The organism is Frondihabitans sp. PhB188, assembly GCF_003752365.1.
In the GTDB taxonomy this organism is placed as follows: domain Bacteria; phylum Actinomycetota; class Actinomycetes; order Actinomycetales; family Microbacteriaceae; genus Frondihabitans.
In genome coordinates this window covers 317,340-338,210 of the sequence record NZ_RJUO01000002.1, presented here as the reverse complement: position 1 = coordinate 338,210, position 20,871 = coordinate 317,340, and the positions used below count along the sequence as shown (strand labels likewise).

The window sequence follows — 20,871 nt, the reverse complement described above, 5'->3', positions numbered from 1 at the left end:
GCCGATCCGCTTCCCCCGACGGAGAGTCACGGCCGTCGTCGTGCCACTGGTCGCCCTCTGTCTGGTGGCGGGCGGGTGGGGGCTCGCCAGCGCCTTCCAGTCGCCCGCACAGCGGGAGGCAGCGGCGGCACCCCCGACACCGGGGCCTGTGACTGCAGCGGTCGAGCGGGGAGACCTCGTACGGACCGTGTCGTTCGCCGCCGAGGTCGCGAGAGCCGAGAAGCTCGATGTGGCGCTCGCACCCCGCGACGAGGCGCGGACCTACATCACGAAATCCGTGTCGTCCGCGGGGGAGGCAGTCGGGGCGGGTGCCGTCGTGGCCGAGGTCAACGGCCGCCCAGTCTTCGTAGTCGCGGGCCTTTTCCCCTTCTACCGGGATCTCGGCGAGGGCGACACCGGCCCCGACGTCCGCCAGCTCCAAGCCGGGCTCGCCGCAGCGGGCCTCGGCTCCGGAGCGGACGGCGTGTTCGGGGATGTCACGGCGCGAGCGGTCCGAGGCCTCTACGACCGGGCGGGCTACTCGGTGCCCGAGGCGCCGGGTACGGGCTCGGCCCCCGAAGAAGATGCCGCTCCACGCGAGACGGAGACGTCATCGGTCGACACCGAATCCGTCGGTGTGGCACGACGGGTGCTCGTACCCTTTGCCGAGCTGACCGTCGCCTCAGCTCTCCCGGCCACGGTCGTCACGGCGCCGCCCGAGGGAGCGAAGGTGACGGACGAGTCCCGGATCGTCCTCGGGCGCGGAGCGGCGATTCTCCGAGGCAGTATCCCGCGGCTCGCGTCCGAGGGGATCACCAGTGCCACGACCGGGTCTGTAGCGATCGCGGGAGGAGAGCCGGTGGCCGTGTCGGTGACTTCCGTGACCGGAGAGCCCGAAGCGGAGGACAGGAGCGTGCGACTGAAACCGGCGACCACCGGCCTTGGGGAGGTGATCGGGCAGAGCGGCGTCGTGGTCCTGGAAGTCGAGGTGGTCGAGAAGGATGCGCTTCTCGTGCCGTCGGTGGCGGTAGCCGGTGGGGGCGGCGCGGGCCGGTCGCACCTTCTGGTTCGGAAGCGGACGGGGGAGTTTCACCGGATCGCCGTGCAGGAGCTGGGTGAGCTGGATGGGTTGAGCGCCGTCGAGCCCCTGGACGCCGACGAACTCCACGAGTCCGACCGGGTGCGAGTCGGATGACACCCCTCATTCGGCTGACCGGAATCGCCCGGACCTTCCGCGGAGCCGTCGAGACCCGAGCACTCCGGGAAGTCGCGCTCGAGGTCGAGGCGGGTGAGCTCCTGGTCATCGTCGGTCCGTCCGGTGGGGGCAAGTCCACGCTTCTCAACGTGATCGGTCTGCTCGACCGGCCCGACGAAGGGCAGTACGTCCTCGACGGCGTCGACGTCGCCGCGAGTTCGACTCGGGCCCTGGCGGAAGCCCGATCCAGCACCTTCGGGTTCGTGTTCCAGGGCTTCCATCTGCTCGACGATCGGCCCGTCGTCGACAGTGTCGAGCTCGGACTCCTTTATCGCTGCCTGTCCAGGGACGATCGGCGTTGCCGCGCGCTGGCGGCCCTGGATCACGTCGGCATGGCGGAGTTCGCCTCCCAGAAGGCATCGCTGCTCTCGGGCGGCCAACGTCAGAGGGTGGCGATCGCCCGCGCGCTCTCGGCCACGCCCCCGGTGATCGTCGCGGACGAGCCCACCGGCAACCTCGACTCCGACAACGGCGAGAAGGTCGTGCAGGCGTTGCTGGAGCTCCGCGATCGTGGACACACGGTGGTGATCGTGACGCACGACGCGTCGCTCGCTTCGATCGCCGACCGAGTGGCGCACCTCCGCGACGGCAGGATCGAGCGGATCGAGCGGCTCCGCACGGCGGCGCCGGCTCCCACGGACGAGTTGCAAGTTCCTGGTCTCCCGTCTCGCATTCGCGTGCTAGACGTGGTGCGCGACGGCCTCGCCGGAGTCGTCTCGAAGAGGGGCCGCACGGCGGGCCTGGCCGGAGCGGTGGCGGTCGCGGTGGCGATGGCCGTCGGGACGATCGGTCTCTCGCACTCCGCGGGCGCGCAGGTGTCGGACCGGTTCGATCTCCACGCCAATCGCGACGTGGCGGTCTCGTGGGACGCCCCTCGCACCGAGGAGCAGGGGGCCTCCGTGCCTCGTCCGGGCCGGGCGGCGACTGCGGATCTGCTCGACACTGCGGCCTCGCTCGCGGGTGTCGACTCGGTCGGGCTCCTTTCGCACCGCGGGAGCGCCCGCTTCCGCACGGGGGACACCCGACCCCTTCTCCAAGCGCCGGTTGCGTCGATGACGGCCGGTGTGGAGGAGGCGGCGCGCCTCCGCATCCGCTGGGCGCCCCAGCATGCGGAGGTCCTCGCCCCCGACGAGGTGCTGCTCGGACGGAGCCTCGCTCGTCAAGTCGCTCTCGGTCCCCTGGCCGCCGGTCCGTGGGTGAGCATCGGCGACGCCGACGCGACGGTCGTGGGCATCGTCGAGGGGTCGCCCCGGCTGCCGGACCTCCTCGGCTCGGTCGTGACGGCCTTCGATCCCGCGCTCCCGGTCGAGCATCCGAGCCGGACCATCGCGCTGTTCCGCACGGCCTCGGGGGCCGCGCCGCAGGTCGCTCGTCAGGCGCCGCTCACAATCGACCCGGCGGCCCCGCAGACCCTCACCGTCGACGCTCCTGCCGACCCGAGGACTCTCCGAGGCGAGATCGAGGGCGATGTCCAGTCGACGCTTCTCGCTCTCACGGGGGTGTCTCTGGCGGCTGCGATCGTCGGCCTCGGAAACTCGATGGCATTGGCGGTGCTGGAACGGCGGCGGGAATTCGGGCTCCGGCGCGCAGTCGGCGCGCGGCCGGTCCACATCTCCGCCCTCGTCCTCTGCGAGTCGAGCCTGATCGGCGCGATCGGCGGGGTGGTCGGCCTGTTCCTCGGCCTGGCGGCGGTCCTGACCATCACAGTGGCTCGGCAGTGGATCCCTGTCTTCGATCTTCTGCTCGCTCCCGCCGCGATCATCGGCGGGATCGTGGTGGGTGCGCTGGGCGGCACGGTCGCCGCAGTCCGCGCGAGCCGGATCCAGCCTCAGGAGGCACTCCGGCTCTAGACGCCCGACTGAGAGGGAGCAGAGCCCAGGGTCCGCCTTGAGGACGATTTCACAACGAATAGCTCAGCCCTCTTCGCGGAATCGCCGTACCCCGTTTACCGTTGACGCGTGACCCAACGTTCCGCCCCCCGAATCATCGGCGCCCTCTTCGGCTTCATCGGCCTGTCCGTGGTGGCCGGCATGCTCGCCGCCATGCTGTTCGTGCCGACCCTCGCGGTGGCCGGCGAGGGCGTGGTCACCGCCGCCGACACGTTCAACGCGCTCCCGAGCTACCTGAAGATCACGCAGCCGGCTCAGGCGTCGTCGATCTACGCCAAGAAGGGCGGCAAAGACGTCAAGCTGGCCTCGTTCTACGTGCAGAACCGCACCGACGTGGCGCTCGACGAGATGTCGCCGTGGGTCGCGCGGGCCACGATCTCGACCGAAGACCCCCGCTTCCGCACCGAGGGCGCGATCGACCTGCAGGGCACCGTCCGCGGCGCGCTCGCGACGACCCTCGGCCACGACGTGCAGGGAGGCTCGTCGATCACCCAGCAGTACGTCAAGAACGTGCTCGTGCAGCGCTGCGCGCAGGAGTACGACGGCTCGACGAAGGAGGACAAGGCGAAGGCATCCAAGTGCTACGACACTGTCACCGCCCAGTCCGCGGCGCGCAAGCTGAAGGAGCTCCGCTACGCGATCGGCGTGCAGAAGAAGTACTCCAAAGACGACATCCTCCGCAGCTACCTCAACATCGTCGGCTTCGGCGGCACCGTCTACGGCATCCAGGCCGCCGCGGAGTACTACTTCGGCGTCCCTGCCAAGGCCCTGACGCTCGCCCAGGCGGCGACGCTCGCCGCCATGATCAACAACCCCTCCAACCTGCGGATCGACCAGCCGGCGAACAAGGCCAACGGCAAGGCGAACCACTACGCCGCGACGCTCGAGCGCCGCAACTACGTGATCCACCGCATGGAGATCGAGGGGTTCGTCACGCAGGCGCAGTACGCGAAGGCGATCAAGCAGCCCGTCACCCCGCACATCACGCAGCAGTCGAACGGCTGTGCGACGGCCGCGAAGTACGACGCCGGCTACTTCTGCAAGTACGTCGAGCTGTCGCTCCTCGACGACACCGCGTTCGGCAAGACGGCCGACAAGCGCATCGAGACCCTGACCGAGGGCGGCCTGGCTATCCACACCACGCTCAACCTCGACTTGCAGGCGCAGGCTCAGACCGCGGTCAGCGCATACATGCCCACGAGCGTCCCCGGTCTCAACGTCGGCGCCTCGAACGTGTCGGTCGAGCCGGGCACGGGTCGCATCATCACGATGGTGCAGAACACGACGTTCAATGAGACATCGACCGGTGGGGCCGGCACGACCAGCGTCAACTACAACACCGACCACGACCGGGGCGGCTCGCAGGGCTTCCAGACGGGCTCGTCGTTCAAGGCCTTCACGCTCGCCGCCTGGCTCGAGGCGGGCCACACGCTCAACGAGACCGTGACGACCTCCGAGCACGACTTCACCGGAAGCGAGTTCACGAACAGCTGCTACGGCATCAGCAACGATCCGTGGCCCGTGGCGAACGCCGAGGCGGTGCCGGGCTCGATGTCGGTCATGCTCGCGACCGAGGAGTCCATCAACACCGCCTACGCGCAGATGGGCAAGAAGCTCGACCTCTGCTCGATCCAGAACGCCGCCTTCGGCATGGGGATCCACCCGGCCGATCCCGACGCGAACCCGTTCATCTCGGTGCCGTCGATGATCCTGGGCACGAACTACGTCGCCCCCCTCGCGATGGCCACCGCGTACGCCGGCATCGCCAACAACGGCGTCGTCTGCTCCCCTGTCGCCATCATGAGCATCACCGGCGCCGACGGCAAGAAGATCGCGGCCACACCGACCAAGTGCACTCAGGGAATGTCGGAAGACGTCGCGCACGGCGTCCAGTACGCCCTTCAGACCGTCCTCACTCCGGGCGGTACCGCCGCATCGGCCAACCCCGGCGACGGCGTCCCGATCATCGCCAAGACGGGCACCACCGACGGCGCCGTCCAGAACTGGCTCGTCACCTCGACGTCGAAGATCGCGCAGGCCACCTGGGTCGGCAACATCTCGGGCGGGGCGAATTTCTATCACACGTACATCAACGGGCAGTACGGCTACGGCCTGAAGTTCTCGATGGACAAGCAGATAATCCACGACCTCAACGTCGCCTACCCCGGGGCGACGGGCTTCACGGCCCCGCCGCAGTCCGAGATCGGCTACGTGCAGAAGGCGCCGGCGAAGTCCGACCCGTCGGGTGACTCGAAGAACGACAAGGGTGCGGACAAGGCGCCGACGCCGCCGACGGACAAGGGCAAGAACTAGCCCGACTCAGACGACGAACGCCGTCTCGTGGGCGGCGCTCCGCCAGCGCGAGCCCGGACTGAGCGTCGACCACACCTCGGCGAGGCGCGAGATGCCCTCTTCGAGCGCTGCGTTGGAGCCGGTGATCGGGATTCGGAGGTTGCGCTCGAACGCGCCGTCGATGCCGAACCGCGAGCCCGCAGTCACGGTGACGCCCCGGGAGCGGGCCGCGAGCGACAGGGCGGAGCTGAGGGGGGCGCCGAGGCCGATCCACAGGGCCAGACCGCCGTTGACCGTCGGCACCTCCCACTCCGGCAGGAGCTCGCTGAGCAGGCGCACCGCGGTATCGCGCCCGGCACCGAGCTCGATGCGCCGGGCCTCGCGGATGCGCGGCAGGTGCGCCATGGCCTCCACCGCGACGAGCTGGTCGAGAGCCCCGTTGCCCATGTCGCCGGCGGGCCGGGCGAGGGCGAAGCGCTCGATGAGGTGGCGTTCGGCACGGATCCAGCCGATGCGCAGGCCGCTCCAGATCAGCTTGCTCATCGAGCCGACGGTGATGACCGTGGCGCCGTGCGACGGCAGCGCGGCGAACGGGGTGGTGGTGAACGGCCGGTCGATGTCGAGGTCGGCGGGGGTCTCGTCGACGAGCAGCGGGGTTCCGGTGCGCGCCGCGGTGGTGAGCAGGAGCTCGCGGTCGTCGTCGCGGAGGCTCGCGCCGGTCGGGTTGTGGAAGTCGGGGATCAGGTAGGCGAGGGCAGGACGCGCATCGCGGAGGGTCTCGGCGAGGCCGGGCGCGTCGGTGCCGCCGAGGGGGAGCGGGCTGGCGACGAGCCGCGCGCCGGCTGACAGGAAGGCGTCGAGGGCGTGCGGGTAGCTCGGCGTCTCGACCACGACGCGGTCGGCCCGGCCGAGGAGCGTCCGGGCGATGAGCGCGATGGCGTGCTGGGCGCCGAGCGTCACGAGGATGTTGTCGGCGGTGGTGGGGGCGCCCTTGGCGGTGTACTGGTCGGCGATGGCCTGGCGGAGTTCCTGCGCCCCGAGAAAATCGATGCCGCCTCGCGCGACGTGCTCGGGCAGGCGAACGAGGGCCCGGGCGGCGAAGTCGGCCACCTCGGGCCACGCCGGGGGGGTCGCCTTGCTCAGGTCGAGGTCGACGGGGCCTGAGACGTCGGCGGGGCGCGTCGCGTCGGGGAGCTCGAGCACGCTGCCCGAGCCCTGGACGCTCGACAGCACGCCGCGTTCGCGCAGGAGCCGGTACGCCGACACGACGGTGGTGCGGCTGATGCCGAGCGCACGGGCGATCTCGCGCTCGGCCGGGAGGCGGGTGGACGAGCGGACGCGGCCGTCGATCAGGAGCACGTTCAGCTTCTCGGCGAGCTCGATGTGCGCGACGCCGCCGTGGCGCCATTCGCCGAGGAGGGTCTGGAGCGCGTGGGTTCCGAGGGCGGTCGTCGTGGTCACGGAGCCACTTTACCGAGATTGGTCCTTTCTGCGGCCGCCGAAGCAGGATTGGATCTCGACATGAGCTCATTGGACCCGTCAATCATCGCCCTGCTCGTCTTCGCCGGGATTGGCCTCGTCGCCGTCGCCTTGGTCGTCGTCGCCGTCGCGCGCGACGGCTACGGGCCGGTGCCCGACCGCGATGGAGGTCGCCGCGCGACTCAGCGCCGCAGCGTCTGAGCCGGGTACTCGCCGAACCGCTTGACGTAGGCCGACGAGAATCGGCCCGAGTGCGCGAAGCCCCAGCGGAGGGCGATCATCGACACGGTGGTCTCGGAGGGGGCCGCGGCCAGCAGCTCGCCGCGCACCCGGTCGAGGCGGACACCCCGGAGGTACTCGCTCGGCGTCGACTCGAACTGCTGGTGGAAGGCGTGCTGCAGCCCGCGCAGGCTGAGGCCGGCCGCGTCGGCGATCGCCGTGGTCGTGATCGGCTCGGCCGCGTGCTCGTGGACGAACTCCAGGGCCGCGACGAGCCGCGCGTTGCCGGGCGCGACCGCCAGACCTCGCCGCTCGGGGCCCTCGTGCGCGAACGTGTCGAGCAGGGCTCCGGCGAGCAGCCGCTTCGCCTCGGACTGCTGCAGCTCGGTCGAGGGCGTGCCGAGGATGGCGCGCGCGGCCACCTGGACGGCCTCGTTCCACGCCACGAGCGCTGCCGTGTCGGGAATCGCCGTGTGGTCGAAGTGGAGCCGGCTCGGCTCCGCGCCGGCTCGCTCGGCCGCGATCCGCTCGAGGTAGCCCGACTCGAAGTGGATGAGGTTCTGCCGGAAGTCGCTGAGGTGGAACGCGTACCGCCGACCCGTCGGGAACATCGCCGGTCGCCCCCGCGCCATCCGCAACTCGTCCGCGCCGATGTCCATCAGGCCCTGGCCGGCGGTCAGCCACGACACGATGTACTCGCCCTCGGGCTGCACCGTGCCGCGGATCGATCCGAGAAACCTCGACGACCGCAGGGTCACGTCGTCGTCGCCGTCGATCGTGTAGCGGTACGCGAACGGCAGCTCGGTTTGCTCCGCGTAGAAGCCGGAGCCGTTGTAGTTGCCCGCGTACAGGGCGAAGGCCTCGTCGAGGTCGCGTCCGTGGTGGTCGGCCTTGATCTGGGCGGTATCGGGCGTCTGCTCGGCGTCCGGGCTGTCGTGGTGCTGGCTCATCGATGGGGATGATCGCACGTGGGTGACGCTTGCGTCATCCCCTGGTGCGGCCGTGTTTTTCCTGATAGTGGGCGAGTGTTAGGCACACCTCCGGCGCTGACCGGGGACTATCCGAAAAACGCCAGGCGACGAGGGCACAGTGGAGGTCCGTCCCTGAATTCACAAGGAGTACTCGATGTCGAACGACAACCCGTCTGGTGCCGGTTCTGCCGGAGACCCCGCTGCCGACCGCCCTCAGGCCGGCCCCGCCCCGCAGTACGGCGAGTACGCGCCTCCGGGTGCTGTCCCGCCGCCCGTCACGACGCAGCCCGCCGCCGATTCCACGGGATCGCAGGCCGAGCAGGCCGGCGGCTTCGGCGCGTTCGCCGGCGGCGGCTACCCGCAGGTCGTCGCGACCTACACGAAGTACGAGGACGCCCAGGCCGCGGTGGACCGCCTGAGCGACGAGGGCTTCCCCGTCGAGAACGTCTCGATCGTCGGCCACGACATCCGCACGGTCGAGAACGTGTCTGGGCGTCTCACCAACGGCAAGGCGGCCGGGCGCGGTGCGCTCAGCGGCGTCTGGTTCGGCCTGTTCCTCGGCTTCCTGTTCGCGATCTTCGCCAATGCGAACCTCGTCGCGGTGCTCCTCACGGCCGTCGTGGCGGGTGCCGTGTGGGGAGCCCTGTTCGGATTCGCCGGGCACGCCATGACCCGCGGCCGCCGCGACTTCTCGTCGATCAAGACCATGGAGGCCGGTCGCTACGAGGTGCTGGTGCGCGGGGAGTTCTCCGCCCGGGCCTCGCAGGTGCTGACTCAGGCCGTCTACAAGTAAGGGTTGAGTCCACCCCGCTCACCTTTGTGGGCGGGGTGGGAATGTCTCGCGTCCTCCTGCGTTGAGTTGAGTCAAAGGCACTCAAGTTTCTCCTGGAGGTTCCATGCCCGACAACGTCGACATCAGCCGACTCCTCAGCCGTCGCACGCACGAGCTCATGGCCGCGGCGCGCGAGATCGCCGTCTCGCGCGGTCACGCGGAGCTCGACGCTCTCCACATCCTTCGGGCCGCGCTCGACCTCCACCCGGCCAGCGACCTCGTCGCCTACGTCGGAGCCGACCGCGAGGCCCTGGCCGCGGCAGTCGACGGCCGCCTCCCCGGCGCGTCCGCCGATGCCCCGCAGCGTCCGGCCCTGACCGCGGCGGCCCAGCGGATCCTGCTGGAGGCCGCTCAGGCGGCACGCGCATTCGGCTCGACCTACGTCGACCCGGAGCACGTCGTCTTCGCGCTCGTCGTCGATCAGGGCTCCGCGCCCGGCCAGCTGCTCGGCGCCGCGGGGATCACTCCCGAGGCCATGCAGCGCTTCGTGCAGTCCGGCGGCCCCGCGCAGGCGGCGGCCGGCGCCGAGCCGGCTTCCGAGACGCCGACGCTCGACCAGTACGGCACGGATCTCACCGCGCGAGCTCGCGAGGGCCTCATCGACCCGGTCATCGGCCGCGCCGATGAGATCGAGGCGACCGTCGAGATCCTGCTCCGCCGCACCAAGAACAACCCCGTCCTGATCGGCGAGCCTGGCGTCGGCAAGACCGCCATCGTCGAGGGTCTCGCCCTGCGCATCGTCTCCGGCGACGTGCCTCCGGTGCTCCGCGACAAGCGCGTGGTCGCCCTCGACCTGCCGGGCATGGTGGCGGGCACCCGCTACCGCGGCGACTTCGAGGAGCGCCTCACCAAGGCGATGGACGAGATCACAGCGCACTTCGACGAGCTCATCGTCTTCATCGACGAGCTGCACACGGTCGTCGGCGCCGGTGCCGGAAGCGACGGCGGAATGGACGCCGGCAACATCCTGAAGCCGCGTCTCGCCCGGGGCGACCTCCACGTCGTCGGCGCCACCACGCTGGCCGAGTACCGCCGCGTCGAGAAGGACGCCGCACTCGAGAGGCGCTTCCAGCCCGTCCAGGTGCCCGAGCCCTCGGTGGCCGATGCCACGGCCATCCTCGGCGGGCTCGCCCCGCGCTACGAGGAGCACCACTCGGTGACCTACACGCCCGAGGCCCTCGCGGCCGCAGTGGAGCTCTCGCACCGCTACGTCAGCGACCGCTTCCTCCCCGACAAGGCCATCGACCTGATCGACCAGGCCGGCGCGCGCCGTCGCCTGCGCCTCGGGCTCGTCGTCGACACCGCCGCCCTCCAGGCCGAGCTCGCCGAGCTCGAGGCCGAGAAGAACCGCGCGGTGGCGGCCGAGCGGTACGAGGAGGCGTCGGGGCTGCGCGACGCGATGACGGCCGTCGAGGCCCGGCTGGCGGAGGCGTCCGGCGTTCCTGCGCCCGAGGACCTCGCCGCGAACGCCGACGCGGTCATCACCGCCGACGACATCGCCGAGCTCATCTCGCGCGCCACGGGGATCCCCGCCGCGCGCCTCACCGACGGCGACCGCTCACGGCTCGCGCTGCTCGAGACGGAGCTGCACGAGCGCGTCGTCGGTCAGGACGACGCCGTCGCGGCGATCGCCAAGGCCGTCCGGCGCTCGCGCACCGGGCTCGGCGACCAGCGCCGCCCGACCGGCAGCTTCCTCTTCCTCGGCCCGACGGGCGTGGGCAAGACCGAGCTGGCGAAGGCCCTGGCCGCGTCGCTGTTCGGCGACGAGACCGCCATGCTGCGCTTCGACATGTCGGAGTTCGGCGAGCGCCACACCGTCTCGCGCCTCGTCGGCGCCCCTCCCGGCTACGTCGGCTACGACGAGGCCGGTCAGCTGACCGAGCGCGTGCGCCGCAACCCGTACTCCGTCATCCTGCTCGACGAGATCGAGAAGGCGCACCCCGACGTGTTCAACCTGCTGCTGCAGGTGCTCGACGACGGGCGCCTGACCGACGGACAGGGACGCACTGTCGACTTCCGCAACACGGTGGTCATCATGACGTCGAACCTCGGGTCGGAGTTCTTGGCGTCGCGGAGCGGTGCGATGGGCTTCGTCGGCGGGCCGGCCGACGGCGGCGGTTCTGACAGGCACAGCGGGTTCGGCTCGGACAAGGCGCTGCGCGACCGCGTGATGGGCAAGCTGCGCGAGGCGATGCGACCGGAGTTCCTCAACCGCATCGACGAGATCGTGCTGTTCCGCAAGCTCGAGCGCACGCAGCTCGCAGCGATCGTGTCGCTCATGCTGGCCGAGACCGGCGCCCGGCTCGCCGCGCAGGGCATCCGGTTCGACGCCTCGCCCGAGGCCGTCGACTGGCTGGCCGAGCACGGGTACGAGCCCGAGTACGGCGCTCGCCCGCTGCGCCGGCTGATCCAGCGCGAGATCGACGACCGGCTCGCGACGCTCATGGTCGACGGGCGCCTCGCCGCCGGGTCGACCGTGCGGCTCGCGGTGGCCGGCGGCGGCCTGACGGCCGACGTGCTGGTGGCGGCGGCCGTCTAGCGGCCCGGCCGGCCAGCCGGCCCCTTCCCCGCCGTTTCGGCTCGATCCCTCCTGCGCGACAGCGGGGATCTGCCGAAACGGCGGGGCTCCGCGCGTCGTGGCGCGGCCCTAGGCGTTGAGCGTGCCGTCGTAGAACGGGCTGGCCGACGGCGCGAGCGCGAGCGAGGCCTTCGCCGTGGCGCTCCACTCGTCGACGACGACCTCCGTCGAGCCCGCCTCGATCCCGTCGAGCACTGCGATCACGACGTCGCGGGGTGCGAGCAGCGGACCGTCGTAGCCGGCCATCATCTCGGTGTCGGCGGCTCCGAGGTGGACGCCCGTGACGAGGGTCCCCTGCGCTGCGAGCTCGAGGCGCACGCCGTTCGTCATCGCCCAGCCGGCCGCCTTGGCCGCACCGTACGCACCGGCGCCGATCCAGTTGAACCACGACAGCGCCGACAGGACGTTCACGATGCCGCCGCCGCCGTTCGCCCTGAGGATCGGCGCGAACGCCCGCACCATGCTCAGGGTGCCGAAGAAGTGGGTGTCCATCTCGCGGCGGATCAGGGCGAGGTCGCCCGCGACCAGGTCGGCGCCGGTCGAGACGCCGGCGTTGTTGATCAGCAGGGTGACGTCCTGAGCTGCCGCTGCCACGGCGTCGACGGACGCCTGGTCGGTGATGTCGAGCGGCAGGATCGCGACGCCGGTCAGCCCGGACAGCTCGGCGTCGACGCCCTCGGGGCGCCGGGCGGTCGCGTAGACCTTCGCCGCGCCGCGCGCGAGCAGCTCTTCGACGAACTGCCGGCCGATGCCGCGGTTCGATCCGGTGACGAGGACGATCTGGCCTTCGATGTTCATTGGTGCCCCTTTTCCGGTGCCGTCCGTTCGGCACTCGTCGAGCGTACGAAGCAGGTTATGCGCAGGTCGATGCCCGAAGAGACCAGATCGATAGCCGATCGACTCATGTGCGCAGGTGCATAGATGACCGGCGGCTATTCTGAGGGGATGGACCTCCTTGCCGACGTACTCGCGGTCTCCGGCGTCCGCGGCACCCTCGGCGCCCGGATCGAGGCCACCGCGACCTGGGGTGTCTGGTGGACCGACAACCCGGGCGCCGCCTTCTACGCCGTCACCTCGGGCACCGCATGGCTCGGCGTGCCCGGGCACGACCCCCGACAGCTGATGCCCGGCGACGTGGTCCTCCTCCCGACAGGGGTGGGCCACACTCTGACGAGCTACCCGGGCGCTCCCGCGCCGCTCTGCGACTCGAGCACGGCCGCCCACGCCCGGCGCACGGGCGGGGTGCTCCGGTTCGGCGACGGCGATGTGCAGACGCACATCCTCGGGGCCGCCTACCGCCACGACCCGGCGGTCTCCACCCAGGTGCTGGAGCTGCTGCCGGAGGTCGTCCACATCCGCGCCGACAACGGGGGCACCTGCCTCGACGACACCGTGCGCCTCCTCGCCCGCGAGCTCGCCCACCCGCAGATCGCAGCGAGCGTAGTGATGAACAGCCTGGTCGACATCCTGCTCGTGCAGCTTCTCCGCGTCTGGCTCGCCACGAGGCCTGCGCCGTCGGAGCCGTCGTGGCTCGGGGTCCTCGGCGACCCGCTGATGACCGAGGCGCTCACTCTCGTGCACGCCGACCCCGCCGCGCCCTGGACCACGACCGCCCTCGCGGCGCGACTGAACGTCTCGAAGGCGACTCTCGCCCGGCGCTTCCAGTCGGTGGCGGGCGAGACTCCGGCGGCGTACCTGACGCGCTGGCGGATGGACCTCGCCGCCGTGCGGCTGCGCGACGGCGACGAGCCGCTGGAGGCCGTCGCAGCGGCGGTGGGGTACTCGTCGGTGTACGCGTTCTCGAGGGCGTTCAGCCGAGCGCGGGGTGCGGCGCCGGGGCGGTTCCGCGCGGCGGCTCGGGCGGTGGCGGCGTAGTCGCAGTTCCTGCGCCCCGGGGGTGATGGTTGAGGGGACGACACTGCCGGTACGCTCCGAGCATGAGCAGTGCAGCATTCGTCGTCGGCGAGGCGCTCGTCGACATCGTTGTCGACGGCGACTCCACGGTCGAGCACCCGGGCGGGAGCCCCATGAACGTCGCCTACGGGCTGGCCCGGCTCGGAGTCGGCACCGCGTTCCGCGCCTCGGTCGGCCGCGACGCACGCGGCGACGCCCTGCTGGCGCATCTCGCCTCGGCGGGGGTGAGCGTCGACCCGGCCACGGTGACCTCGCACCGGACCTCGACGGCGGTCGCCACGATTCAGGAGGATCGCCACGCCGAGTACGAGTTCGACATCGAGTGGGCACCCGGGGCGATCAGCGTTCCTGACGACGTCGCGCTGCTCCACACCGGCTCGATCGCGACCGCCCTCGCGCCGGGCAGCGACGACGTGCGGCGCCTGTTCGAGGCCTCGCGCGACCGGGCGCTCCTGAGCTTCGACCCGAACGTGCGGCCCAGCATCACGCCCGACCGCGACGCCGTCCTGGCCACCGTCGACGCGCTGGCGCGGGTGGTGCACGTGCTGAAGATGAGCGACGAGGACGCCGCCTGGCTGCACCCGGGCCTGTCCCTCGACGCCGTGCTCGACCGCTACCTCGGCCTGGGCGTCACGCTCGCGGCCATCACTCGCGGCCCTGACGGTGCGGTCGCGGCCACGTCGACCGACCGGGTCGCGCTGCCCTCGCTTCCCGTCGAGGTCGTCGACACCATCGGCGCCGGAGACGCCTTCATGTCGGGGCTGCTGTTCGCGCTGCTCGACGGCGGGCACGCCGACTCGGTGCGCGCTGGCGGGCTGGCTGCCGGCGTGCTGTCCTCCGTCGTAGCGACGGCCCTGACGAGCGCCCGCGTCACGGTGTCGCGCGCCGGGGCGAACCCTCCGACGGTCGCGGAGCTCGGCCGCTAGCGACCGCTGTCCGGGCCGGACCCCGAACCCACGATCGGGACCCGACACCACGACATCGCGTGGTGTGGAGTCCCGATCGTGGTGCGGTGGGGGAGGTCCGGGCGGGACGGGCTAGGGGCAGGGCACCGCGACGGCGCCGGTCGTGACCGGCACGGGCGCGGCCGGCGCCGACGCCGCGCGAGACGACCCGCTCCGCCCCAGCACCAGCAGCGTCACGAACCCGAGCGCCGCGATGACGGCCGACACCGTGAAGGTGGCACCGTAGCCGCCGAGGCCGAGGGTGACGGCCCCGACGATCGAGCCGCCCGAGATCGCCAGCTGGATCGTGGTGACGAACATCGCCAGGCTGCCCTCGGCGACGCCGGGAGCGGCGGTGGACATCCACGTCTGCATGCCGAGCGGCATGCCGCCCCAGACGAAGCCCCAGACGACGAGCAGCACGAACACGCCGGGCACGGTCCAGGCGAGCAGCGGCAGAAGCACGATCGCGACCGCGAGCAGGATCTTGCCGAACAGGAGCGTGCCGACCAGGTTTCGCGACAGGGCGACGCTGAACGCGAAGTTGCCGGCGATCCCGGCGATGCCGAAGACCAGCAGCGCCAGCGTCACGGTGGACGTGTCGACCTTGACGAGGTCCTCGAGGTACGGCGTGATGAAGGTGTACGCGGTGAACTGCGCCAGGAACACGAAGGCCGTCGCGATCAGGCCGACGCGGGCGCGCTGCACCCGGAACAGCCCGCCGAAGGTGCGGAACGCCACGCGCGAGCTCGACGGGATCGACGGCAGGAGGATCAGCTGGCCGACGAGCGCGACGACCGCGAGGCCGGCGCCGATCACGAAGGCGAGGCGCCAGCTCGCGAGGTTCGCCACGAGCGACCCCAGCGGCAGGCTGACCACGGTCGCGACCGAGACGCCCGCGGTGATGATCGAGGTGGCCTTGATGACCTGAGGTGCCGCGACGAGGCGGCCCGCGATGCCGGCGCCGATGGCCCAGAAGGCGCCGAGGGTGACGCCGAGCAGCACCCGCGCGACCAGGAGCAGGGCGAACGAGCCCGCCATGGCGCCGACGACGTCGGCGATGATCAGCAGCACCATCAGCGACCAGAGCACGTAGCGGCGGTCGATGCGCGAGCTGACGACGGTGATGACGGGGGCGCCGATCGCGGCCGCGATGGCGGTGGCGACGATGAGGAGCCCTGCAGTGCCGATGCCGATCCCGAGGTCGGAGGCGATGTTGGGCAGCAGGCCGATCGGGAGGAATTCGGAGAGGACGAGCACGAACGAGCCGAGCGATACCGAGATCACGCCGAGCCATCCGCGCCTTTCAGGCGACTGAGTCATGCTCGGCCCAAGCTCTAGGAGCGCCGATCCATTCCCCGGTGTCGCGCCGCGTATCGTGGGCCGGGTGACCGGGCGCGACGTGACCATCGAGCTGCTGCTCGCCTCGCCCCGGCACCGCTACGACGGCCGCCCCGCCGACGGCGCCCGGCCGTTCGGCCAGGGGGAGCGCGAGAGCGAGCTGCCCGGCCGCGTCGAGATCCGCGCCGGCCTCGGCATCGTCGGCGACCGCTACTTCGCGAAGCCGGCGCACCGCGGCGCGTCGGTGACCTTCTTCGACGTCGGGCAGCTCGAGACGGCGGCGCAGGAACTCGGGGCGGTCGCCTTCGATCCCGCCCGCACCCGTCGCAACGTGATCGTCCGCGGCATGCCGGTCGACACCCTCCGCGGAGCCCTGTTCTCGCTCGACTCGGGCGCAGGGGCCGTGCTCTTCCGGGGCAACCGCCCCGCCAACCCGTGCGCCTGGATGGACCACGAGCTCGCGCCCGGCGCCTTCGCGGCCCTCCGCGGCCGCGGCGGGATGCGGTGCGAGCCGCTCACCGACGGCGAGCTGACCCTCGGGCCGGCGGTGTTCGAGGTCGTCCAGCCGTCATGATGGACTCGTGACCGAATCACGGACCGACTTGCTCTTCAGCGGGATCGTCTACTGCGACCTCGTCTTCTCGGGCGTCGCTGTGCCCGAGGCGGGCACCGAGGTGTTCGCGAAGGCGTTCTCCGTCACGCCCGGGGGAGTGGCCAACCGCGCCGTGGCGGGGGCGCGCCTCGGCGCCTCGACGGCGCTGCTCGCCGAGCTCGGCGACGACGTGCTCGGGGCTCACATCCGCAGCCTCCTGGAGATCGAGGCGAACCTCGACGTCAGCCGTGTCCGCACGCTGCCCGGCCGGCAGAGCCCGGTGACCGTGGCTCTCACCGGCGCGCACGACCGGAGCTTCATCACCTACGAGGAGTCGCTCACGGACGCCGAGTGCCAGCGCCGCAAGACGCCTCCGGCCGGGCTCGGCGCGGTCGGAGTCGTGCACGTCGAGCTCGCCGAGCCGGTTCCCGGCTGGGTCGCCGAGCTGCGCGCCGGCGGGACGACTGTCGTGGGCGGCGTCGGCTGGGACTCCACGGGCTCGTGGTCGAGCGAGGTGCTCGACCGGCTCGACGGCGTCGACGTCTTCGTGCCGAACGACCTCGAGGCGATGCGGTACACGCGCACCGACGACGCCCACCTCGCGGCGAGGGCGCTCGGGGAGCACACGCCCCTCGCCGTCGTGACGCGCGGGCCCCGCGGGGTCGTGGCGTACGACGCCGGGAGCGGGACGATGGTCGAGACGGCGGCGGTGGCAGTTCCTGCCGTCGATCCGACCGGAGCCGGCGACGTCTTCGTAGCGGCCCTGATGGTGGTGCTCGGCCGCGACTGGCCCCTCGAGCAGAAGCTGCGATTCGCGGGGCTGAGCGCGTCGCTCTCGGTCATGAGCCTCGGCGGGGCCGCCAGTGCTCCGGTGCCCGAGGCGCTGGTCCGGTTCGTGGAGGAGCAGCGGCCCGAGGGCGACTGGACTTTCGTGTCGGAGTGGGCGGCATCGCTGTAGCGGTCGAGGGTCGTGGACCGAGGTCCGATATGCAGGAACCGTGGTCTCGCTGACATTTGTTTGATACTTTGGGGGAGTCCACGGCATCGGATCAGGGTCGTGGACGACGGCGATCCACGCGATCGCCTGGCGGGGCCGGTCGTTTGGGTCGATCGGCCTCGCCCCTTCCTGCTCGAGGCAACACGAGGTGATCTGTCTGTCCGCCTTTCGGCTGTCATGCGGGGGACGACTTGCTGAGAACCTGGCAGTGGTCGACAGGTGCGTGATTACGTTGTCTCCATGGATCCGCGAGCACGACGAAGCCGCGACCGGCTGACCTCCGCCGTACTGGCCCTCGCCGCGGCAGGTCGCATCGACGACGTGAGCGTCTCGGAGGTCGCCCGAGACGCCGGCGTCACGCGCGATACGTTCTACCGGCACTCCTCGTCGGTCGTCGACCTGCTGGCACTCGCCCTTCACGAGAAGCTCGAGGAGTACCTCCTCGGCTACGTCGGTCAGGGCATGCCCGCGTCCAGCGCGCTCCAGGGTGTGCTGGCGACGGCGGAGGCCGGGCTCCTCCGGCACATCGCCGCTTTCGGGCCCGCGTACCGCGCGGCCCTGCTCGGGCAGAACGGAGCGCCCGTGCGGCGCTCGCTGTCGACGTTCCTGGCCGACAACATCGTCACCGCTCTGACCGCCTATCCGCAGATCGCCCCGCTCCCGGTAGAGCAGATGGACGACCAGACCACTCGGATGATCGCGGCCTATGCGGCATCGGGCACAGTCGGCGCGATCGAGGTGTGGCTGCAGATGGGCGACCTGGACGACATCGAGGGCGCGGTGCACGCCATCGCCGCCGGCGCTCCGACCTGGTGGCGCCTGGCGACGGGAAAGCCCGCGTAGTCAACCCCCGCTCGGGTGGTGGAAATCGACTCGGCTCGCTCGTATGATCGTCACAGGAAGCACCGAGGGTTCCGGCACAGGCCGCCTCGACACGTTCGCCCCTCTTCCGGATCCCGCGGTCCGCCCGCGTCGTTTGCCGAACGGCGCCTGAACCGCCGAGAGAGGTCCGCGATGTCCGAGCTCACCATCGAGTTCGTCGTGCGAGACACGACCGGGGCCATCGTCGCCCTCGTCACCCCGACCGGCGTCATCGACGCCGAGTTCGCGGCGCAGCAGATCCACCGCGGCGAGGCGCACTACTTCGCCGGCCCCGACTCGTACCAGCGGGCGCGAGTGCGCTCGCTGCCTTTCCTCGACGGCCGCTACCTCTACGTGAACTGGGACGGCACGCGCCGCAACAACCTCCACGACCTCGCGCGCGGCCTCAAGCGCATCGAGCTGCGGACGAAGACGCACGCGCATCTTCCCCGCCGCGGCGAGTGGATCGCACGGCTCTTCGGCCGGGCTCGCGCGGCCCTCGCAGCCTGAGCGTCCGCACCCGCGAGCGGGCACGAGAAAGCCCGGCGACAGGAAGGTCGACTACGCTCGGACCATGTCGGTCTTCGCAGTCTTCCTCGCCATCGTCGCCGGGCTCATGGCAGTCGCCCTCATCGCACTGTTCGTCACGATGATCGTGCTCGCCGTCAAATCGCGCAGGACCGCGACCGCGGCCACGCTGTACCGCAACGACTGACGCCGACGCGCGCGGTCAGACCGTGCGCGGGGCCTTGGCCAGGTTCTCGACGAGCTCCGCCTTCGACTGGCGCACGACGTAGGCCGGGCGGTCGCGCTCGACGCGCCAGCTGTCGGCCAGCGGGCCGACGTTGACGGTGTCGAAGCCGAACTCGTCGTAGAGCTTCTCGACGAACGTGCTCGCGTCGTCGAAGTCGCTCGAGGTCGCGAGTGCGCGGCGCTTCGGGTCGCCCGCCGGGAGGGCGTCCTCGGTGATGTCCTTCGCCATGATGTGGTTGAAGCCCTTGGCGACGCGGCTCGTCGGGAGGTGCCTCTGGAGCATCTCGCTGACCGTGTCGGTGCCTTCGTCGAGAGCGGCGATGTGGCCGTCGCGCTCGAAGTAGTAGTTGTTCGTGTCGATGACGATCTTGCCGGCGAGGGGCTCGACGGGGACCTGCTCGATGGCCTTGAGCGGAACGGTCACGACGACGACGTCGCCGGCCTCCCCTGCCCCGGCCGCGGTCGCGGCGCGCGCCTTCGGCCCGAGCTCCGTGACGAGGTCGGCGAGGGTCTCCGGCCCGCGGGAGTTGCTGATGACGACGTCGTATCCGGTCGCGATCGCCGCGCGGGCGACCTGGCTGCCGATGTGACCTGCTCCGATGATTCCTAGTGTGCTCATGGTGATGGCAACGGCTCCTGCCGTCAGAAAAATCCGTTCTGCGGTGAGAGTTCCCTGAAAATCCAGGCGGAGGGGATTCCCAGGCGCACGATTTGATCCGCACGATGCCCTCGCCTAGCGTGGTGCGTCGTTCGGCCCTCGTCACCGGGGGCCTCGCCGCGGCGCTGCATCTCGCCGTCGGGCCGCCCAGCCTGCAGCAGCCGCTACCTGACCTCTATCGGCAGGGATGGGCGGCCGACCCTCGAGGTCTTCGGCGTCCCCCTGGAGCATTCATGGCATCGAAGAACACCGCATCGAAGAACACCGCATCGAAGAGGATCGGCCGTCCCCGCGTCCTCCTCGGATCGGCCGCGCTCGTCGCGCTCACCGCCGGCGGAGTCGGCCTCGCGGCGGCCCCGGCCAACGCGGCCGACGCCTCCACGTGGGACGCCCTCGCTCAATGCGAGAGCGGCGGCAACTGGGCCATCAACACCGGCAACGGCTACTACGGCGGACTCCAGTTCACCCAGGGCACGTGGACCGCCAACGGCGGCGCCGGCTCGCCGGCCGCCGCCAGTCGTGCGACGCAGATCTCGGTCGCCGAGAACGTCCTCGCCTCGCAGGGCTGGGGCGCCTGGCCGGCGTGCTCGGCGAAGCTCGGGCTCTCGGGCACCTCCGGTGCGGCCGCGGCGGCACCGGCGGCTCCGGCGGCACCGGCGGCTCCCGCGGCACCCGCCGCTCCCGAGACGCCTGCTGCTCCGGCCGCACCCGCGCCGTCCACGAGCACACCGACGACGACCGAGTCGAGCACGGTGCCCGCACCGGCGATCACGCCGGTCAAGACCAGCGGCAAGACCTACGCCGTGAAGTCGGGCGACACGCTCGCGACGATCGCCACGCACCTCGACCTCGACGGCGGATGGCAGGAACTCGCCGGCGCCAACACGACCACGGTCACCGACCCGGACCTCATCTACCCGGGCCAGAAGCTCGAGCTCCCGGCCTAGTCGACGGCACGCCACGAGATGGCCGTCCCGGTCGTCACTCCCTGCGGGGTGCGACCGGGGCGGCCATCTCGCCTGCGGTCGGGTCGTAGCGCGTCGAGCGGTCTAGTGCCGGTGCTTCCAGAGGTAGGGGAGGAAGAACGCCAGATTGGCGCTGCCTCCCATGCTCGACCGCATGATGACCTCGGTCTCGCGGTCGAACTCCTCGGCGGGGTCCTGCGCGGCCGATTGCTCTTGCGTGGGAGCGATGTACGAGCACTGCTCGATGAGCAGCTTGATCTCGCGCTTCGCTTCGCGGGCGAACCGTCGTGTCTCGTGATCCATTGGTCTTCGTCGCCTCTCTGCGCCGCCTACCGGGAGCCCTGGGGCTCCG

20 protein-coding genes are annotated in these 20,871 nt (G+C 71.1%); 14 read left to right on the top strand and 6 right to left on the bottom strand.

The window, feature by feature from the left end:
• Positions 1-40 precede the first annotated feature (40 nt).
• The 3 genes from EDF46_RS06515 (at position 41) to EDF46_RS06505 (ending at position 5,436) form a co-directional block, all read left to right on the top strand.
• Entirely contained in the window at positions 41-1,174 is a 1,134-nt protein-coding gene (locus tag EDF46_RS06515) for a peptidoglycan-binding protein (RefSeq protein WP_148061158.1), read from the top strand.
• Positions 1,171-3,084, top strand: a complete 1,914-nt coding sequence (locus tag EDF46_RS06510) for an ATP-binding cassette domain-containing protein (protein WP_123505472.1) — start codon at positions 1,171-1,173, stop codon at positions 3,082-3,084. The genes EDF46_RS06515 and EDF46_RS06510 overlap by 4 nt, the downstream gene beginning before the upstream one ends.
• A gap of 108 nt (positions 3,085-3,192) precedes the next feature.
• A complete protein-coding gene (locus EDF46_RS06505; protein WP_123505471.1) occupies positions 3,193-5,436 on the top strand; it encodes a transglycosylase domain-containing protein in 2,244 nt (747 codons plus the stop codon).
• Between the two features lie 6 nt (positions 5,437-5,442).
• On the opposite strand, the gene EDF46_RS06500 is transcribed toward EDF46_RS06505, so the two are convergent.
• Complete coding sequence (locus tag EDF46_RS06500) at positions 5,443-6,876, bottom strand: PLP-dependent aminotransferase family protein (protein WP_123505470.1); 1,434 nt, start codon at positions 6,874-6,876, stop codon at positions 5,443-5,445.
• A gap of 60 nt (positions 6,877-6,936) precedes the next feature.
• Between EDF46_RS06500 and EDF46_RS18290 the strand changes: the two genes are divergently transcribed.
• Positions 6,937-7,095 carry a hypothetical protein gene (locus EDF46_RS18290; protein WP_158614176.1) on the top strand — a complete coding sequence of 53 codons (159 nt, stop codon included), beginning with the start codon at positions 6,937-6,939 and terminating at the stop codon, positions 7,093-7,095.
• Here EDF46_RS18290 and EDF46_RS06495 read toward each other — a convergent pair.
• Positions 7,077-8,063, bottom strand: coding sequence for a helix-turn-helix domain-containing protein (locus tag EDF46_RS06495; protein WP_123505469.1), 987 nt, complete (start codon positions 8,061-8,063; stop codon positions 7,077-7,079). The genes EDF46_RS18290 and EDF46_RS06495 overlap by 19 nt on opposite strands.
• A gap of 175 nt (positions 8,064-8,238) precedes the next feature.
• Between EDF46_RS06495 and EDF46_RS06490 the strand changes: the two genes are divergently transcribed.
• Positions 8,239-8,877, top strand: a complete 639-nt coding sequence (locus EDF46_RS06490) for a general stress protein (RefSeq protein WP_233579907.1) — start codon at positions 8,239-8,241, stop codon at positions 8,875-8,877.
• A gap of 103 nt (positions 8,878-8,980) precedes the next feature.
• Positions 8,981-11,455, top strand: a complete 2,475-nt coding sequence (locus tag EDF46_RS06485; protein WP_123505468.1) for an ATP-dependent Clp protease ATP-binding subunit — start codon at positions 8,981-8,983, stop codon at positions 11,453-11,455.
• Between the two features lie 108 nt (positions 11,456-11,563).
• On the opposite strand, the gene EDF46_RS06480 is transcribed toward EDF46_RS06485, so the two are convergent.
• Complete coding sequence (locus EDF46_RS06480) at positions 11,564-12,292, bottom strand: SDR family oxidoreductase (protein WP_123505467.1); 729 nt, start codon at positions 12,290-12,292, stop codon at positions 11,564-11,566.
• A 147-nt stretch (positions 12,293-12,439) separates the two neighbouring features.
• Between EDF46_RS06480 and EDF46_RS06475 the strand changes: the two genes are divergently transcribed.
• Complete coding sequence (locus EDF46_RS06475) at positions 12,440-13,369, top strand: AraC family transcriptional regulator (RefSeq protein WP_123505466.1); 930 nt, start codon at positions 12,440-12,442, stop codon at positions 13,367-13,369.
• A 62-nt stretch (positions 13,370-13,431) separates the two neighbouring features.
• Positions 13,432-14,334 (top strand): carbohydrate kinase, encoded by a 903-nt coding sequence (locus EDF46_RS06470; RefSeq protein WP_123505465.1) that lies wholly within the window; start codon positions 13,432-13,434, stop codon positions 14,332-14,334.
• A gap of 111 nt (positions 14,335-14,445) precedes the next feature.
• Here the strand turns inward: EDF46_RS06470 and EDF46_RS06465 are convergent, their stop codons facing one another.
• Complete coding sequence (locus EDF46_RS06465; protein ID WP_123505464.1) at positions 14,446-15,675, bottom strand: MFS transporter; 1,230 nt, start codon at positions 15,673-15,675, stop codon at positions 14,446-14,448.
• A gap of 64 nt (positions 15,676-15,739) precedes the next feature.
• Between EDF46_RS06465 and EDF46_RS06460 the strand changes: the two genes are divergently transcribed.
• The 5 genes from EDF46_RS06460 (at position 15,740) to EDF46_RS18285 (ending at position 18,858) form a co-directional block, all read left to right on the top strand.
• A complete protein-coding gene (locus EDF46_RS06460) occupies positions 15,740-16,267 on the top strand; it encodes an MOSC domain-containing protein (protein ID WP_233579906.1) in 528 nt (175 codons plus the stop codon).
• 7 nt (positions 16,268-16,274) lie between these two features.
• Positions 16,275-17,243 carry a carbohydrate kinase family protein gene (locus EDF46_RS06455; protein WP_123505463.1) on the top strand — a complete coding sequence of 323 codons (969 nt, stop codon included), beginning with the start codon at positions 16,275-16,277 and terminating at the stop codon, positions 17,241-17,243.
• 279 nt (positions 17,244-17,522) lie between these two features.
• Entirely contained in the window at positions 17,523-18,125 is a 603-nt protein-coding gene (locus EDF46_RS06450; RefSeq protein WP_123505462.1) for a TetR/AcrR family transcriptional regulator, read from the top strand.
• 171 nt (positions 18,126-18,296) lie between these two features.
• Complete coding sequence (locus tag EDF46_RS06445) at positions 18,297-18,653, top strand: hypothetical protein (protein WP_123505461.1); 357 nt, start codon at positions 18,297-18,299, stop codon at positions 18,651-18,653.
• 64 nt (positions 18,654-18,717) lie between these two features.
• Entirely contained in the window at positions 18,718-18,858 is a 141-nt protein-coding gene (locus EDF46_RS18285) for a hypothetical protein (protein WP_158614175.1), read from the top strand.
• Positions 18,859-18,873: 15 nt separating this feature from the next.
• Here EDF46_RS18285 and EDF46_RS06440 read toward each other — a convergent pair whose 3' ends face one another.
• Positions 18,874-19,515 (bottom strand): NADPH-dependent F420 reductase, encoded by a 642-nt coding sequence (locus tag EDF46_RS06440; protein ID WP_123505460.1) that lies wholly within the window; start codon positions 19,513-19,515, stop codon positions 18,874-18,876.
• 272 nt (positions 19,516-19,787) lie between these two features.
• Here EDF46_RS06440 and EDF46_RS06435 point away from each other — a divergent pair, with 272 nt between their 5' ends.
• The gene (locus tag EDF46_RS06435; RefSeq protein ID WP_123505459.1) at positions 19,788-20,501 is read left to right on the top strand and encodes a transglycosylase family protein; all 714 of its coding nucleotides are present in this window, start codon (positions 19,788-19,790) and stop codon (positions 20,499-20,501) included.
• A 102-nt stretch (positions 20,502-20,603) separates the two neighbouring features.
• On the opposite strand, the gene EDF46_RS06430 is transcribed toward EDF46_RS06435, so the two are convergent.
• Complete coding sequence (locus tag EDF46_RS06430) at positions 20,604-20,822, bottom strand: hypothetical protein (RefSeq protein WP_123505458.1); 219 nt, start codon at positions 20,820-20,822, stop codon at positions 20,604-20,606.
• Positions 20,823-20,871: the final 49 nt, after the last annotated feature.

Bases quoted from the DNA above. Each gene is read 5' to 3' on its own strand.
- EDF46_RS06510 (WP_123505472.1), top strand. From the start codon at position 1,171: ATGACACCCCTCATTCGGCTGACCGGAATCGCCCGGACCTTCCGCGGA.
- EDF46_RS18290 (WP_158614176.1), top strand. From the start codon at position 6,937: ATGAGCTCATTGGACCCGTCAATCATCGCCCTGCTCGTCTTCGCCGGG.
- EDF46_RS06495 (WP_123505469.1), bottom strand. From the start codon at position 8,063: ATGAGCCAGCACCACGACAGCCCGGACGCCGAGCAGACGCCCGATACC.
- EDF46_RS06490 (WP_233579907.1), top strand. From the start codon at position 8,239: ATGTCGAACGACAACCCGTCTGGTGCCGGTTCTGCCGGAGACCCCGCT.
- EDF46_RS06485 (WP_123505468.1), top strand. From the start codon at position 8,981: ATGCCCGACAACGTCGACATCAGCCGACTCCTCAGCCGTCGCACGCAC.
- EDF46_RS06480 (WP_123505467.1), bottom strand. From the start codon at position 12,292: ATGAACATCGAAGGCCAGATCGTCCTCGTCACCGGATCGAACCGCGGC.
- EDF46_RS06475 (WP_123505466.1), top strand. From the start codon at position 12,440: ATGGACCTCCTTGCCGACGTACTCGCGGTCTCCGGCGTCCGCGGCACC.
- EDF46_RS06470 (WP_123505465.1), top strand. From the start codon at position 13,432: ATGAGCAGTGCAGCATTCGTCGTCGGCGAGGCGCTCGTCGACATCGTT.
- EDF46_RS06465 (WP_123505464.1), bottom strand. From the start codon at position 15,675: ATGACTCAGTCGCCTGAAAGGCGCGGATGGCTCGGCGTGATCTCGGTA.
- EDF46_RS06450 (WP_123505462.1), top strand. From the start codon at position 17,523: ATGGATCCGCGAGCACGACGAAGCCGCGACCGGCTGACCTCCGCCGTA.
- EDF46_RS06445 (WP_123505461.1), top strand. From the start codon at position 18,297: ATGTCCGAGCTCACCATCGAGTTCGTCGTGCGAGACACGACCGGGGCC.
- EDF46_RS18285 (WP_158614175.1), top strand. From the start codon at position 18,718: ATGTCGGTCTTCGCAGTCTTCCTCGCCATCGTCGCCGGGCTCATGGCA.
- EDF46_RS06440 (WP_123505460.1), bottom strand. From the start codon at position 19,515: ATGAGCACACTAGGAATCATCGGAGCAGGTCACATCGGCAGCCAGGTC.
- EDF46_RS06435 (WP_123505459.1), top strand. From the start codon at position 19,788: ATGGCATCGAAGAACACCGCATCGAAGAACACCGCATCGAAGAGGATC.
- EDF46_RS06430 (WP_123505458.1), bottom strand. From the start codon at position 20,822: ATGGATCACGAGACACGACGGTTCGCCCGCGAAGCGAAGCGCGAGATC.